This window comes from Pseudomonas zeae, from assembly GCF_014268485.2.
Classification (GTDB): Bacteria; Pseudomonadota; Gammaproteobacteria; order Pseudomonadales; family Pseudomonadaceae; genus Aquipseudomonas; species Aquipseudomonas neuropathica.
This window is the reverse complement of record NZ_CP077090.1, coordinates 5,746,875-5,761,292: the sequence shown is the minus strand read 5'-3', so window position 1 is coordinate 5,761,292 and position 14,418 is coordinate 5,746,875. Positions and strand designations below refer to the sequence as shown.

Below are 14,418 nucleotides of genomic sequence, written 5' to 3'. Positions count from 1 at the left end.
TTTGGCGGCAGGTTGCTTCAGTTCATCGAAGCCAGAAAGAAGTTGAAGAAGAGGTGTTGACAGCAGCGTGTAACGCTGTAGAATTCGCCTCCCGCTGACGAGAGATCGGAAGCGCAAGTGGTTGAAGTTGTTGAAGAATTCTTCGAAAACTTCTGAAAATAATCACTTGACAGCAAATGAGGCTGCTGTAGAATGCGCGCCTCGGTTGAGACGAAAGATCTTAACCAACCGCTCTTTAACAACTGAATCAAGCAATTCGTGTGGGTGCTTGTGGAGTCAGACTGATAGTCAACAAGATTATCAGCATCACAAGTTACTCCGCGAGAAATCAAAGATGTAACCAACGATTGCTGAGCCAAGTTTAGGGTTTCTTAAAAACCCAAAGATGTTTGAACTGAAGAGTTTGATCATGGCTCAGATTGAACGCTGGCGGCAGGCCTAACACATGCAAGTCGAGCGGATGAGAGGAGCTTGCTCCTGGATTCAGCGGCGGACGGGTGAGTAATGCCTAGGAATCTGCCTGGTAGTGGGGGACAACGTTTCGAAAGGAACGCTAATACCGCATACGTCCTACGGGAGAAAGCAGGGGACCTTCGGGCCTTGCGCTATCAGATGAGCCTAGGTCGGATTAGCTAGTTGGTGAGGTAATGGCTCACCAAGGCGACGATCCGTAACTGGTCTGAGAGGATGATCAGTCACACTGGAACTGAGACACGGTCCAGACTCCTACGGGAGGCAGCAGTGGGGAATATTGGACAATGGGCGAAAGCCTGATCCAGCCATGCCGCGTGTGTGAAGAAGGTCTTCGGATTGTAAAGCACTTTAAGTTGGGAGGAAGGGCAGTAACTTAATACGTTGCTGTTTTGACGTTACCGACAGAATAAGCACCGGCTAACTCTGTGCCAGCAGCCGCGGTAATACAGAGGGTGCAAGCGTTAATCGGAATTACTGGGCGTAAAGCGCGCGTAGGTGGTTCGTTAAGTTGGATGTGAAATCCCCGGGCTCAACCTGGGAACTGCATTCAAAACTGTCGAGCTAGAGTATGGTAGAGGGTGGTGGAATTTCCTGTGTAGCGGTGAAATGCGTAGATATAGGAAGGAACACCAGTGGCGAAGGCGACCACCTGGACTGATACTGACACTGAGGTGCGAAAGCGTGGGGAGCAAACAGGATTAGATACCCTGGTAGTCCACGCCGTAAACGATGTCAACTAGCCGTTGGGAGCCTTGAGCTCTTAGTGGCGCAGCTAACGCATTAAGTTGACCGCCTGGGGAGTACGGCCGCAAGGTTAAAACTCAAATGAATTGACGGGGGCCCGCACAAGCGGTGGAGCATGTGGTTTAATTCGAAGCAACGCGAAGAACCTTACCAGGCCTTGACATCCAATGAACTTTCCAGAGATGGATTGGTGCCTTCGGGAACATTGAGACAGGTGCTGCATGGCTGTCGTCAGCTCGTGTCGTGAGATGTTGGGTTAAGTCCCGTAACGAGCGCAACCCTTGTCCTTAGTTACCAGCACGTAATGGTGGGCACTCTAAGGAGACTGCCGGTGACAAACCGGAGGAAGGTGGGGATGACGTCAAGTCATCATGGCCCTTACGGCCTGGGCTACACACGTGCTACAATGGTCGGTACAAAGGGTTGCCAAGCCGCGAGGTGGAGCTAATCCCATAAAACCGATCGTAGTCCGGATCGCAGTCTGCAACTCGACTGCGTGAAGTCGGAATCGCTAGTAATCGTGAATCAGAATGTCACGGTGAATACGTTCCCGGGCCTTGTACACACCGCCCGTCACACCATGGGAGTGGGTTGCACCCAGAAGTAGCTAGTCTAACCTTCGGGAGGACGGTTACCACGGTGTGATTCATGACTGGGGTGAAGTCGTAACAAGGTAGCCGTAGGGGAACCTGCGGCTGGATCACCTCCTTAATCGACGACATCAGCTGCTCCATAAGTTCCCACACGAATTGCTTGATTCATTGAAGAAGACGAAAGAAGCAGCCTGTATCGGTTTGTAGCTGAGTTGGTTAGAGCGTACCCCATGCTTTGTGGTAAAGAGCAGGGTGAGGTCGGCCTTAGTAGCTCGAAATTGGGTCTGTAGCTCAGTTGGTTAGAGCGCACCCCTGATAAGGGTGAGGTCGGCAGTTCGAATCTGCCCAGACCCACCAATTTTGTGTGGGAAACGCCTGTAGAAATACGGGGCCATAGCTCAGCTGGGAGAGCGCCTGCCTTGCACGCAGGAGGTCAACGGTTCGATCCCGTTTGGCTCCACCACTACTGCTTCTCTTGTATAAAGCTTAGAAATGAGCATTCCATCATGATGATGGTGAATGTTGATTTCTAGTCTTTGACTAGTTCGTTCTTTAAAAATTTGGGTATGTGATAGAAAGATAGACTGAACGTTACTTTCACTGGTAACGGATCAGGCTAAGGTAAAATTTGTGAGTTCTCTTAATTGAGAAATTCGAATTTTCGGCGAATGTCGTCTTCACAGTATAACCAGATTGCTTGGGGTTATATGGTCAAGTGAAGAAGCGCATACGGTGGATGCCTTGGCAGTCAGAGGCGATGAAAGACGTGGTAGCCTGCGAAAAGCTTCGGGGAGTCGGCAAACAGACTTTGATCCGGAGATGTCTGAATGGGGGAACCCAGCCATCATAAGATGGTTATCTTGTACTGAATACATAGGTGCAAGAGGCGAACCAGGGGAACTGAAACATCTAAGTACCCTGAGGAAAAGAAATCAACCGAGATTCCCTTAGTAGTGGCGAGCGAACGGGGACTAGCCCTTAAGTGGCTTTGAGATTAGCGGAACGCTCTGGAAAGTGCGGCCATAGTGGGTGATAGCCCTGTACGCGAAAAATCTCTTAGTCATGAAATCGAGTAGGACGGAGCACGAGAAACTTTGTCTGAATATGGGGGACCATCCTCCAAGGCTAAATACTACTGACTGACCGATAGTGAACTAGTACCGTGAGGGAAAGGCGAAAAGAACCCCGGAGAGGGGGGAAATAGATCCTGAAACCGTATGCGTACAAGCAGTGGGAGCAGACTTTGTTCTGTGACTGCGTACCTTTTGTATAATGGGTCAGCGACTTATTTTCAGTGGCGAGCTTAACCGAATAGGGAGGCGTAGCGAAAGCGAGTCTTAATAGGGCGTCTAGTCGCTGGGAATAGACCCGAAACCGGGCGATCTATCCATGGGCAGGTTGAAGGTTGGGTAACACTAACTGGAGGACCGAACCGACTACCGTTGAAAAGTTAGCGGATGACCTGTGGATCGGAGTGAAAGGCTAATCAAGCTCGGAGATAGCTGGTTCTCCTCGAAAGCTATTTAGGTAGCGCCTCATGTATCACTGTAGGGGGTAGAGCACTGTTTCGGCTAGGGGGTCATCCCGACTTACCAAACCGATGCAAACTCCGAATACCTACAAGTGCCGAGCATGGGAGACACACGGCGGGTGCTAACGTCCGTCGTGAAAAGGGAAACAACCCAGACCGTCAGCTAAGGTCCCAAAGTTATGGTTAAGTGGGAAACGATGTGGGAAGGCTTAGACAGCTAGGAGGTTGGCTTAGAAGCAGCCACCCTTTAAAGAAAGCGTAATAGCTCACTAGTCGAGTCGGCCTGCGCGGAAGATGTAACGGGGCTCAAACCATACACCGAAGCTACGGGTATCACCTTCGGGTGATGCGGTAGAGGAGCGTTCTGTAAGCCTGTGAAGGTGAGTTGAGAAGCTTGCTGGAGGTATCAGAAGTGCGAATGCTGACATGAGTAACGACAATGGGTGTGAAAAACACCCACGCCGAAAGACCAAGGTTTCCTGCGCAACGTTAATCGACGCAGGGTTAGTCGGTCCCTAAGGCGAGGCTGAAAAGCGTAGTCGATGGAAAACAGGTTAATATTCCTGTACTTCTGGTTATTGCGATGGAGGGACGGAGAAGGCTAGGCCAGCTTGGCGTTGGTTGTCCAAGTTTAAGGTGGTAGGCTGAGATCTTAGGTAAATCCGGGATCTTAAGGCCGAGAGCTGATGACGAGTGTTCTTTTAGAACACGAAGTGGTTGATGCCATGCTTCCAAGAAAAGCTTCTAAGCTTCAGGTAACCAGGAACCGTACCCCAAACCGACACAGGTGGTTGGGTAGAGAATACCAAGGCGCTTGAGAGAACTCGGGTGAAGGAACTAGGCAAAATGGCACCGTAACTTCGGGAGAAGGTGCGCCGGTGAGGGTGAAGGACTTGCTCCGTAAGTAAGTCATGCCGGTCGAAGATACCAGGCCGCTGCGACTGTTTATTAAAAACACAGCACTCTGCAAACACGAAAGTGGACGTATAGGGTGTGACGCCTGCCCGGTGCCGGAAGGTTAATTGATGGGGTTAGCTAACGCGAAGCTCTTGATCGAAGCCCCGGTAAACGGCGGCCGTAACTATAACGGTCCTAAGGTAGCGAAATTCCTTGTCGGGTAAGTTCCGACCTGCACGAATGGCGTAACGATGGCGGCGCTGTCTCCACCCGAGACTCAGTGAAATTGAAATCGCTGTGAAGATGCAGTGTATCCGCGGCTAGACGGAAAGACCCCGTGAACCTTTACTATAGCTTTGCACTGGACTTTGAATTTGCTTGTGTAGGATAGGTGGGAGGCTTTGAAGCGTGGACGCCAGTTCGCGTGGAGCCATCCTTGAAATACCACCCTGGCAACTTTGAGGTTCTAACTCAGGTCCGTTATCCGGATCGAGGACAGTGTATGGTGGGTAGTTTGACTGGGGCGGTCTCCTCCTAAAGAGTAACGGAGGAGTACGAAGGTGCGCTCAGACCGGTCGGAAATCGGTCGTAGAGTATAAAGGCAAAAGCGCGCTTGACTGCGAGACAGACACGTCGAGCAGGTACGAAAGTAGGTCTTAGTGATCCGGTGGTTCTGTATGGAAGGGCCATCGCTCAACGGATAAAAGGTACTCCGGGGATAACAGGCTGATACCGCCCAAGAGTTCATATCGACGGCGGTGTTTGGCACCTCGATGTCGGCTCATCACATCCTGGGGCTGAAGCCGGTCCCAAGGGTATGGCTGTTCGCCATTTAAAGTGGTACGCGAGCTGGGTTTAGAACGTCGTGAGACAGTTCGGTCCCTATCTGCCGTGGACGTTTGAGATTTGAGAGGGGCTGCTCCTAGTACGAGAGGACCGGAGTGGACGAACCTCTGGTGTTCCGGTTGTCACGCCAGTGGCATTGCCGGGTAGCTATGTTCGGGAAAGATAACCGCTGAAAGCATCTAAGCGGGAAACTTGCCTCAAGATGAGATCTCACTGGAACCTTGAGTTCCCTGAAGGGCCGTCGAAGACTACGACGTTGATAGGTTGGGTGTGTAAGCGCTGTGAGGCGTTGAGCTAACCAATACTAATTGCCCGTGAGGCTTGACCATATAACACCCAAGCAATTTGACTACTCGAAAGAGCATCAGATTGCGGTGTGTGAAGACGAAACGAACCGAAAGTTCGATGTTCACAAAACACCGAAAGCTGTCACATACCCAATTTGCTGAAGCGAGGCCACAAGGTCACGAGTCAGTCCCCGAATTTCTTGACGACCATAGAGCGTTGGAACCACCTGATCCCATCCCGAACTCAGCAGTGAAACGATGCATCGCCGATGGTAGTGTGGGGTTTCCCCATGTGAGAGTAGGTCATCGTCAAGATTAAATTCCGAAACCCCAATTGCGAAAGCAGTTGGGGTTTTGTTTTGCCCGCAGGAAAGTTTTTTGCTCGCGACGGCGAACAAATTTGCACAGTTATTTTCGAATCAGAACACTAGAATAGCCCCACCTTATTCGGAGCCAGAGCCTTTATGTCAGAGTCGGTTGACGCCCCCGGGCTGTCAGATTTACCGCTGGAAGACTTGGTGGCCTGTCACGAGTGCGACCTGCTGATGCGTAAGCCAACGCTTGCCCATGGCGAGAAAGCGCTCTGCCCACGCTGCGGTTACGAGTTGTATGCCCACCGCCATAACGTGGTGCAGCGCAGCCTCGCCCTGGTGATTGCAGCATTATTGCTGTACATCCCGGCAAACTTTTTACCGATCATGCAACTCAATATCCTCGGACAATCTTCGCAGGATACGGTCTGGAGCGGCGTGCTCGGCCTGTTCAACACCGACATGCAGGGTGTTTCGATCGTCGTATTCCTGTGCAGCATGGCCATACCGCTGCTCAAGTTGCTGTGCCAGTTATTCGTCTTGCTAACGATCCGCTTCGATGTCGGTCGCAGTTACGGTTTGTTGCTTTACCGTATTTATCACCACCTCAAAGACTGGGGAATGCTCGAGGTCTACCTCATGGGCGTACTGGTGGCGATCGTCAAACTGGCTGATATGGCAGCGATCACCGTTGGTCTTGGCCTGGTATGTTTCATTGGTTTGTTGTTGGTACAGGTCTGGCTGGAAGTGGTGATGTCACCGCATCAGATCTGGCAGGCGCTATCAGGGGAAGATGCTCATGCGGGCGATTGATGCGGGCATTCTGGTCTGTACCGAATGTCATGAGTTGAACAGGCAGGAAGCGGACACCGACGAGCAAACCTGCACCCGCTGTGGTGCATTGGTCCACGCTCGCAGGCCAAACAGCCTCACCCGCACCTGGGCACTGCTGATCACGGCAGCGATCATCTATATTCCGGCCAATGTCTTGCCGATCATGACTGTCAGTTCTTTGGGCCAAGGTGATCCGAGCACCATCATGTCCGGCGTGATCCAGCTAGTGCAACATGGCATGATCCCGATCGCCGCCGTGGTGTTTATCGCCAGTATTCTGGTGCCGACCTTCAAACTGGTGGGCATCGCGCTGCTGCTGTTTTCGGTGCAACGACGTCAACCGTTGTCCGCCCGTCAGCGCATCTGGATGTACCGTTTTATCGAGTTTATTGGCCGCTGGTCGATGCTCGATATTTTTGTGATCGCCATTCTCGTGGCGGTCGTCAACTTCGGCCGGCTTGCCAGTGTCGAAGCCAATCTTGGCGCCATCGCCTTCGCCAGTGTGGTGATTCTGACGATGCTCGCCGCAGTAACTTTCGATCCCCGACTGATTTGGGATAACACGGAGTCGGACGACGACCATGACTGATTTGCCCGTAGCGAAAACCCGACCGGCCTCGAACTGGTCTGCCATTTGGGTACTGCCTCTGATCGCGCTGATCATCGGCGGCTGGCTCGGCTGGCGTGCCTATTCCGAGACTGGGATCGAAATTCAGATCCGCTTCGAGAGTGGCGAAGGCATCCAGGCCAACAAGACCGAGGTCATGTACAAAGGCATGTCGGTCGGGAAGGTCAAGGCGCTCAAACTCGACGACGAAGGCAACTCCAAGGGCGTGATCGCCACCGTCGAGATGAACAAAGACGTCGAGCAATACCTCAAGACCAGCACGCGTTTCTGGCTGGTCAAGCCGAGCGTGACCCTGGCCGGCATCACCGGTCTGGAAACCCTGGTCTCCGGTAACTACGTGGCCATCAGCCCTGGCGAAGGCGAACCTGTGCGCAAGTTCAAGGCGCTGGCCGAAGAGCCGCCGCTGTCGGACGCCAAACCCGGCCTGCATTTGACCATCAAGGCCGATCGTCTCGGTTCGCTGAACCGTGGCAGTCCGGTGTTCTACAAACAGATCAAGGTTGGCCAGATCAAAAGCTACGTGCTTTCGGAAGATCAAAGCACCGTTGAACTCAAAGTCTTCATTGAGCCGACCTACGCCAAACTGGTGCGCAAACACACGCGTTTCTGGAACGCCAGCGGCATCAGCATCGACGCCAACCTATCCGGGGTGAAAGTGCGCAGCGAATCGCTGGCCAGCATTGTCGCGGGCGGTATTGCCTTCGCCACGCCGGAGAACCGCAAGGATAGCCCGCCGACCGATCCTAGCCTGCCGTTCCGTCTCTACGAAGACTTCGATGCCGCGGCTGCCGGGATTCGCGTGAAGGTCAAACTCAGCGACTTCGAAGGCCTGCAGGCTGGCCGCACGCCAGTCATGTACAAAGGCATTCAGGTCGGCAACCTGAAAGCATTGAAGATCGACCCGGATCTGAACAGCGCCACTGCCGAGCTGACTCTTGATCCGTTGGCCGAAGACTATCTGGTCGATGGCACCCAGTTCTGGGTGGTCAAACCGTCGATTTCTCTGGCCGGTATCACCGGGCTGGAAGCGCTGGTGAAAGGTAACTACATCGCCGTGCGCCCGGGTGACAAGGGCGCTGCGCCGAAACGCGAGTTCGAGGCTCGGCCGAAGGCGCCGCCGCTGGATCTGCGTTCGCCGGGGCTGCACCTGGTGTTGTTCACCGATGTCCTTGGCTCCATCGATGTTGGCAGTCCGATTTTGTACAAGCAGGTCAAGGTCGGTTCGGTGCAGAGCTACCAGTTCTCCAAGACCCGCAAGCAACTGGTCATCGGTGTTCACATCGAAAAGGAATACGAAAACCTGGTCAATGCGTCGACGCGCTTCTGGAATGTCAGCGGCATCACGCTGACCGGCGGACTGACCGGCGGCATTCAAGTGAAGAGCGAATCGCTGCAGACCCTGATGGCCGGTGGCATCGCTTTTGAAACACCGCAGGCCAAGGCGCCGTTGCAGAAGCGTATTCCACGTTTCCGCCTGTTCGCCAACCATGATGAGGCGAATCAGAAAGGCGCGGTGGTGACGATCAAAGTCGATCGCGCTGATGGTCTGCGCAGTGGCACCCCGGTGCGCTTCAAGGGACTGGATGTCGGCAAGATCGAAAGTGTCGATCTGACCGATGATCTGCAATCGGTGATCCTCACGGCGCGGATTACCGAAGTGCCGGAGAAGATCGCCCGGGTCGGCAGCCAATTCTGGGTGGTCAAACCTGAGCTGGGCCTGATCAAGACAGAAAATCTGGAAACCCTGGTGACCGGAAAATACATAGAAGTGCAACCGGCGGCGAAGAGTCTGGGGCCGCAGAAGAACTTCGTGGCGCTAGCCAATGCGCCGGAAGTGACCAAGCAAGAGGCGGGTTTGAGTCTGGTTTTGAGCGCGGCCCGTCGTGGTTCGCTGAAACCGGGTGTGCCAGTGACTTACCGTGAAATTACCGTGGGCAAAGTCACCGGTTATGAACTGGGCCAGACCGCTGATCGAGTGTTGGTGCACATTCTGATCGAGCCGAAATACGCGCCGTTGGTGCGCAGCGGTAGCCGGTTCTGGAACACCAGTGGTGTCGGGTTTGATATCGGTTTGTTCAATGGGCTGACAGTGCGCACCGAGTCGCTGGAGACGGCGATTCAGGGTGGCATCGCCTTCGCCACGCCGGACGGTGAGCGCATGGGCAACCCGGCGCGCCCTGAGCAGACGTTCCCGTTGTTCGACAAGTTTGAGGATGAGTGGCTGACGTGGGCGCCGAAGATTTCCCTCGGTAAGTGATTCTATGGTGTCTGAAGTGGCGCCATCGCGAGCAGGCTCACTCCTACAGGGGAACGCATTCCAACTGTAGGAGTGAGCCTGCTCGCGATAGGGCCCGCAAAATCAGCACAAACCCCAAGCCATAAAAAAGGGCCGCGATCCAAACAGATCGCGGCCCTTTTTATTGCCTTCAGTTAATGCCGATCAAACCGCATCCAGCTCCGGTTCATCCGCTTCAACATTCAGCGTTGCCTTGACCACATCATGGCGACGGATGTACTTCCAGTCCGCCTCATCGATGTAGATCCCCGCCGGGCCGCTGCCGCCTTCCAGGTCGATCGCGACACTGGCGCAGACTTGCGGCTTCACACTCGCCAGAATCGGCACGAAGCCCAGTTGCAGACTGGTTTCCAGCAGCGCAGCCTGGTTCTTCTCGTCGATATCCGCTGCTTCATCAAGGTAGTAAGGCAGACGTACGCGACCGGCCTGATCGCGGTCCATCAAGTGCAGCAACAAATACATGTTGGTCAGTGCCTTGATGGTCATGGTCGTGCCGTTGGACGCCGCGCCATCGATGTCGGTGTGGATCACCGGCTGGCCGTTGACCTTGGTGATCTCGAAGGCCAGCTCGAACAAGTCCTTGAGACCGAGCTGGTTGTGGTTTGCCGCCACCAGCCGCGCCAGGTATTCCTTGGCCTCTTCGTTCTTGTTGTCCTGCTCGGCACTTTGGCTGAGGTCGAACACCGACAGGGTTTCGCCCTCTTCGTACTGACCGGCGCTGTGGATGATCTGGTCGATGTGCTTGAGGGCTTCCTTGTTCGGCGCGAGAACGATGCGGAAGCTCTGCAGGTTGGAGACCTGACGCTTGTTGATCTCGCGGTTGAACAGCGCCAGTTGATGCTCGAGGCTGTCGTAGTCGCTGCGAATGTTGCGCAGGGTGCGAGCGATGTCGGTGACCGCCGCACGACGCGCCTTGCCCAGGGTCAGCGCCTCATCGGTACGGTGCGCGTAAGCGTTGATCAGCAGCGACAGACGGCGCTCCATGTCGTCTTCGCTGTCGAACTTGGCCACGCCTTTCAGACGCACTTGCGCGTACAGCGCTTCGATCTGACCGTCGGCGCGCAGCAGGCCTTGCCAGCTGTCCTGATAGTCGTTGAGCAGTGGCAACAGGTTGTCCATCGAATCGTCGACCGGATCCATGAACGGCGTACCGAACGGCAGATCCGCCGGCAGCAGCTGACGACGGCGCAGGGCGTCGTCGAGGGTGCGTTGCTTGGCTTCCATGTCGGCGATCTGCCGGCCAACCAGTTGCAGCTTGGCCGACAGCTGCTGGACGCGCTCGGTGAACGCATCGCTGGAACGCTTGAGTTCGTCCTGGGCGCCTTCCATCTGCGCCAGTTGCTCGAGCTTGTCGCCTTCCTCGGCACTCAGAGTCTGGGTGCGGCGGAAATCTTCCAGCGCCTTCTGCGCGTCCAGCACTTGCTGGTACAGCGCTTCGGTCTGGGTTTTGCTCGCGGCGCGGTCGGCGGCTACAGCCTGTTGAGTCTTGAGTTGCTTGAGCTCTTTTTCCAGACGCTCTTTCTGATCGCGCAGCGCGGCACGGTCAGCCAAGGCTTGTAGCGCCGGCGGCTCGATGTGCGAGATGTCGATCGACAGACCAGGCACTTCAAAACGCTCGCCCTTGAAGCCGTCGAGAATCAGCTCAACCGATTTGACCCACTCGCCATCGTCGTCGAGGGTGATGCCGTGTTCGCCCAACGGCAGGCTGAACAGCGCGCTGTTGAACAAGCGCATCAGACGCTCGACGTCCTGCTGCGAGAACTCTTCGCGCAGGCGGGCGTAGCTGTTGTTGTCGGCGTGATCGAGTTGTTGCTTCACCGACTTCAGGCGTTTTTCCAGATCGCGCACGCGCTCTTCCAGATCTTCAGCACTGAACTGGCGCGATTGCGCCAGAGCACCGGCCAATTCGTCATGCGCGTCTTTGGCCGCGAGCAATTGTTGCTCAAGCACTTTGACGTCATCGACCAGCGCGAAGCGGTTCTTCAGTACCGACAGCTCGCCGAGCCAGCGCTGGATGCCGGAAATCTCCCGCTCCAGACGCATCAACTCCTGAGTGCCGCCGCGCTGATCGTTTTGCAGGCTGTCCTGCTCGCCACGGTAGTGGTCAGCCTGAATGGTCAGTTCTTCTTTGCGCGCACTGGCGTAGTCCGACCAAGTGCCGAGCAACGAATCGAGCAGCGGCGACAGGCGATGCAGTTTGCCGCGCAGCACGTCGCGCTGTTTCACGCCGTTGGCCAAGGCCTCAACCAGCGGGCCGGCGGCGACCAGCGAGTTGTAGTCCTGTTCCATCCGGCGCACGTCGCGGAAGGCTTCTTCGCACGCAGCGATGTAATCGACACTGCCGGAACGCAGGCTGTGCTCGAAGGCGTCGAGGAACAACTGCTTCAACTTGGCCGCGGTGATTTCGCGCATGTGCAGCAGGTTGATGAACAGCGCGCGGAAGGTCTTCAGGCTCTGCTCGCTGGTGGAGCGCAGCGGGATCAGCGTCAGATCGAGCGGGATCGAGGTGTGACCGCCAACCAGCAACCGACGCAGTTCGTCCGGCTTGAGTTCGTAGGCTTTCAGGCCTTCTTTCTCAAGGTTGCTGAACAGCTCTTTCTGGCGCAGGCAGGTGTCGTTCTTCTGGTAATGCGCCAGATCGAGCTTGCCGGCATAGGCAAAGAACTGGTGACCGAAACCACCGCCCGGGCCGCGACCGACCACGCCGATCACGTGCGGGCCGTGCGGCAGGTTCACTTCGACAAGGATGTAGCTGGTGTCGGAAGCGAAGTAGAAGCGCCGCGATTGTTCGAGGCTGTACTTGCCGAAACTCATGTCCGACATGCGCGCCAGAATCGGGAACTGCAAGGCGTTGATCGACGCCGATTTACCGAGGTTGTTCGCGCCGTAAACCGACAACGGTTCTTCCAGCGGGAACAGGCCGAGGCTGTAACCGGCGGTGTTCAAAAGGGCAAAGCGGCGGATGCCGTAGCGTTCCTGGCTCATGCGTCGGACTCCTGTTCTTCGGCAATGGCGCGGGCCAGTGCGTCTTCTTCGCTTTCCTCTTCAAACTCTGAAAGATCGAGCGGATCGTCGGTTTCGAGGAATTTGGCTTCCGCCGCTTCGTCGATCAGCACCGGTGCCGGCAGCGGCAATACGCTGTGCACGCTGGCCGCCAGATCGCGGTCCTGCTGTACCGACAGGCACACGTCGAGGAAACGGTGCATTGGCGGCAGGAAGCGATAAACGCCGTTTTCTTCGCTGGCAAAACCGAGTTGAGTCATGCGGCGCATGATCTTTTCTTCGAGCTCTTCAACGGTCTGCACCTCGGCCTGAATGAACAGGTCGCGGTACTTCTCCAGCAGCGATGGCAGTTCTTCACGGCCGAGGCTGCCGCCATCGAGCACGGCGATCGGGTCGCGGCCCTGATCGGCCAGGTGCTCAACGAGGATAAAGGTGAACAGCGCCAGACGCTGCGCAGTCTTGTTTACCGCCGCAGCGGCCATGTCCGGCACAAAGTAGTAGAAACCACGGGTGTCGCAGACCAGTTCAAAACCCAGCGCCTTGAACAGCGTGCGGTACTGATCCTGGAAGTTCGACAGTTGCGCGTACAGCTCAGGATCGCGGCGGCTGACGTGGTAACCCTTGAACAGCTCGCGGAAGATCGGCGCGAGTTGCGACAGTTCGGAAAGATCAAGATGCATTGGGGATGCTCGCAGAATTCTCGGCGGCGCTGTCGCTGGCCGAGAGCAGGGCGAAGGAGCGCAGGCTGACCTGGTGCTCGTGAGTGTGGTATTCGCGGCGTTCCAGACGCTCGCGCTTGAAGCGTTTTTCCCGCGACAGGCGCGAGAACCAGTAGAGCAATTCGTCGGTGGCGCCGTCCGGTTCCTGCTCGAGCAGCCAGGTCATCAGATCCGGCATCGGCAAGGCTTCTTCGCAGCGGTCGACCATCTCGCGCACTGTGCGGGGCGCGCGTGGGGCTTCGCCTTTCTGGGTCTTGTGTGCCTTGGGGAAACGCGCCGGTTTTGGCTCGAAACGCGCCAACGCATAGACGTAGGCTTCGACCTGACTGGCGCTGCCGAGGAAGGTGCTTTGCGGGCGGGTGAACAGCGGCATCGCGGCTTGCGGCACGGCGTCGATGCCTTTACGGCGAATCGCCGCCAGGGCCAACGCGGCGCCACGGGTCACGGCGTTGTGTCGGCGCGCTTCTTCACGCAGCGGCAGCAGCAGTTCGCGGGCGTGACGCAACGTCAGTTGGGCGCTGGTCTGCATCTCGAGGATGCGTGCGTGGGTGCGCAGCAGCATGTCGTCATCGACCAGATGGCCGAGGCGCTGCTGTTCGCTGAGCATTTTCAGCAACACGGTTTCGACTTTGCGCACGCCTTGTTCGAAGGCGCCATCGGCGTTCACCAGGTCGATCATCGGCTCGACGTATTCGTCCCACGTTGCCAATACTTCGGCATAACGCTGACGCAATGGAATCTGCCGGTCGCTGGTCTTCGCGCGTTCGGCCACGGCCACCAAGGCCTGTTCGTCGTTGTCGAGCTTCTTCAGCACATCGCGCACGCGCATGTCGAGCAGGCGCAGCTGGCGGGCAAGGTCGTGGCCATCGCGGACTTCGAATGCGTCCTGGATGTAACCGGCCAGACGTTCGAGGTGACGCAAATAGGCTTCGATTTCCAGGCACAAGCCCAGTCGGTGCTCGCGACGCAGATAAGCGAGGAAATCATGGATCTGTGCGTTCAGCTCGAAACGGTTCGGGCTTTTCGCCACCGGAATCAGGATATCGAGGCGAATCCACACGTCGAGCAGGCTGGTGATGTCCTGCGGCGTGCTGTCCAGTTGTTGGGCGGCCAGCTGCGAGCGCAGTTCGTTGAGGCTCAATGTGCCTTGGTCGAAGTGCTCACACAGTGGCTCAAGCAGTGCCCAGTGTTCAGCGAGGGCGCGCAAGACGCGCTTGGGTTCGATCATCGGAATGCCCGGCTGGTTGGCAATGAA

6 protein-coding genes, 2 tRNA genes and 3 rRNA genes are annotated in these 14,418 nt (G+C 56.2%); 8 read left to right on the top strand and 3 right to left on the bottom strand.

Features of this window, described 5'->3' with window-relative positions:
* Window positions 1-391 precede the first annotated feature (391 nt).
* The 8 genes from HU754_RS25395 (at window position 392) to HU754_RS25360 (ending at window position 9,402) form a co-directional block, all read left to right on the top strand.
* A 16S ribosomal RNA gene (locus tag HU754_RS25395) occupies window positions 392-1,929 on the top strand.
* A gap of 162 nt (window positions 1,930-2,091) precedes the next feature.
* Window positions 2,092-2,168 (top strand) — tRNA-Ile (locus HU754_RS25390).
* A gap of 30 nt (window positions 2,169-2,198) precedes the next feature.
* Window positions 2,199-2,274, top strand: a tRNA-Ala gene (locus HU754_RS25385).
* A gap of 246 nt (window positions 2,275-2,520) precedes the next feature.
* Window positions 2,521-5,414: ribosomal RNA gene (locus tag HU754_RS25380) — 23S ribosomal RNA — on the top strand.
* 157 nt (window positions 5,415-5,571) lie between these two features.
* Window positions 5,572-5,687, top strand: a 5S ribosomal RNA gene (gene rrf, locus HU754_RS25375).
* Together the 16S, 23S and 5S rRNA genes with 2 tRNA genes alongside form the textbook arrangement of a ribosomal RNA operon.
* A gap of 149 nt (window positions 5,688-5,836) precedes the next feature.
* Window positions 5,837-6,496, top strand: a complete 660-nt coding sequence (locus HU754_RS25370; RefSeq protein WP_186624713.1) for a paraquat-inducible protein A — start codon at window positions 5,837-5,839, stop codon at window positions 6,494-6,496.
* Complete coding sequence (locus HU754_RS25365; protein ID WP_095050584.1) at window positions 6,483-7,106, top strand: paraquat-inducible protein A; 624 nt, start codon at window positions 6,483-6,485, stop codon at window positions 7,104-7,106. The genes HU754_RS25370 and HU754_RS25365 overlap by 14 nt, the downstream gene beginning before the upstream one ends.
* The gene (locus HU754_RS25360) at window positions 7,099-9,402 is read left to right on the top strand and encodes a PqiB family protein (RefSeq protein ID WP_186624712.1); all 2,304 of its coding nucleotides are present in this window, start codon (window positions 7,099-7,101) and stop codon (window positions 9,400-9,402) included. The genes HU754_RS25365 and HU754_RS25360 overlap by 8 nt, the downstream gene beginning before the upstream one ends.
* 183 nt (window positions 9,403-9,585) lie before the next feature.
* On the opposite strand, the gene mksF is transcribed toward HU754_RS25360, so the two are convergent.
* From mksF to mksB, 3 genes are read right to left on the bottom strand one after another with little or no spacing between them, the layout of a single operon-like run.
* Complete coding sequence (mksF, locus tag HU754_RS25355; protein ID WP_093441541.1) at window positions 9,586-12,426, bottom strand: Mks condensin complex protein MksF; 2,841 nt, start codon at window positions 12,424-12,426, stop codon at window positions 9,586-9,588.
* A complete protein-coding gene (gene mksE / locus HU754_RS25350) occupies window positions 12,423-13,124 on the bottom strand; it encodes an Mks condensin complex protein MksE (protein ID WP_007912968.1) in 702 nt (233 codons plus the stop codon). The genes mksF and mksE overlap by 4 nt, the downstream gene beginning before the upstream one ends.
* A complete protein-coding gene (mksB, locus tag HU754_RS25345; RefSeq protein WP_007912967.1) occupies window positions 13,114-14,391 on the bottom strand; it encodes an Mks condensin complex protein MksB in 1,278 nt (425 codons plus the stop codon). Before mksB ends, mksE begins: the two co-directional genes overlap by 11 nt.
* Window positions 14,392-14,418 lie beyond the last annotated feature (27 nt).